Below are 1,542 nucleotides of genomic sequence, written 5' to 3'. Positions count from 1 at the left end.
TTATCGCTTGTACGCTTCGATAATGCAGCTCACAACTTGAAATTCATTAGTACCGCCCCATTCGTAAGGGGTTTCCCGCACGATTGCGACATCGCTTAGTCCAGCTTCGCGCATCGTGTTAAGATACTGGTCGATATCGGCGGCACCTGAGATACAACCTGCCCAAGCTTCAAGATCATTGCGAATCGAATCGGGTAAATCACCCCGCACCATCATATCAGATACTACGGTACGTCCACCTGGTTTTAGAATGCGAGCGATTTCTGAAAACGCCTTGAACTTGTTCGGAACTAAGTTAAGTACACAATTCGAGATGACAATGTCAACTGTTTCCTTCTCGATTGGCATATGCTCTATCTCGCCTAATCGGAATTCAACATTCTTCATGGGAAATGTTACGCTGTTCTTACGTGCCTTAGCAATCATTTCAGGAAGCATGTCGATGCCAATCACATGACCTTCGGAGCCTGTTTCCTGTGCGGCAAGAAAGCAATCGACTCCTGGTCCCGATCCCAAATCCACGACTGTTTCTCCGCGCTGTATCTTTGCATAATGGGTAGGAACGCCGCAGCCTAACCCGAGGTCGGCGCCTTCCGGGACACTTGCTAACTCTTCAGGAGTGTAGTGTTCCACCATCGCATCACCGACTTGGGCATACTTTGCCAACAAGTCATCCGATTTCGACCCACAGCAAGAACCGCTCGTTTTGATAGAAATCGAATCAATCGTTTTAGGTGTCCCGCAACAGGAACTTTGTCCGATTGCTACGGCTCGGTAATGTTCCCGCACTTTTTCTTTGATTGTTTCTTCTGACATGATTTACTCCGGTTTTCTTCGGGATGCAGTGGTTTGCTTCCGCAGTTTTTCACCTGTAACTGTAACTAGACTGCAACAGCTACTTACTTTCAACTCAACTGGCAATTCAGCATGTGCCGCTTTGATCGCGGCATTGAGTGGTTCGACCCAAATCGGCTTCCAATGCTCTGGCGAAAGCCGGTAATGCATCCAGACACCTTTCCGATTCGCTTCGACTATCCCCATCGTTCGCAATTGTGCTAAGTGACGCGAAGCGGTGCTTTGGGGAATTCCGAGCGGATCGTACAGCTCGCAGACGCACTTTTCATCTATCGAGAGTAGCGCAAGTAACTGGAGCCGAACTGGCTCTGCGAGTAGTAAAAAGAGTTTAGCTAATTCTTTCATAGTTGTTAATCCATATATACGTATATACGAATGTAATGAGAGAGCGCGTTAAATCCAAACATGTTTGTAAGTGCTGTGGCAACAAGTTGTTAGTTCAATGTATTGGTAGGGAGATCAACAAAAGGCGGGATTACTCCCGCCCTTTGGTTAAGACAACTGATGGAATTCCAACAGAACCGAATCGCTTTACTCCATGAAGACAATCTTCTCGGACTTACTAACTCCGTTGCTCTCCATTCGTACGAAATAGATACCTGCCGATTGGTTGGCAGGTTTCCACATCACGTGATGGGAACCTGCTACGTACTTGCCATCGGCTAAAGTAGCAATTTCACGACCGGC

Annotated in this window: 2 protein-coding genes; both read right to left on the bottom strand. The window is 47.3% G+C overall.

Annotated elements, in window-relative coordinates; all coding sequences use genetic code 11:
- Complete coding sequence (gene arsM / locus OEM52_15230) at positions 1–816, bottom strand: arsenite methyltransferase (protein MDK9701485.1); 816 nt, start codon at positions 814–816, stop codon at positions 1–3.
- Positions 817–819: 3 nt separating this feature from the next.
- The gene (locus tag OEM52_15225) at positions 820–1,200 is read right to left on the bottom strand and encodes a metalloregulator ArsR/SmtB family transcription factor (GenBank protein MDK9701484.1); all 381 of its coding nucleotides are present in this window, start codon (positions 1,198–1,200) and stop codon (positions 820–822) included.
- Between the last annotated feature and the right edge of the window lie 342 nt (positions 1,201–1,542).

Source organism: bacterium (genome assembly GCA_030247525.1).
Classification (GTDB): Bacteria; Electryoneota; JAOADG01; order JAOADG01; family JAOADG01; genus JAOTSC01.
The sequence above is the reverse complement of the archived record's forward strand: the minus strand, read 5'-3'. Positions and strand labels throughout refer to the sequence as shown.

Bases quoted from the DNA above. Each gene is read 5' to 3' on its own strand.
- OEM52_15225 (MDK9701484.1), bottom strand. From the start codon at position 1,200: ATGAAAGAATTAGCTAAACTCTTTTTACTACTCGCAGAGCCAGTTCGG.
- arsM (MDK9701485.1), bottom strand. From the start codon at position 816: ATGTCAGAAGAAACAATCAAAGAAAAAGTGCGGGAACATTACCGAGCC.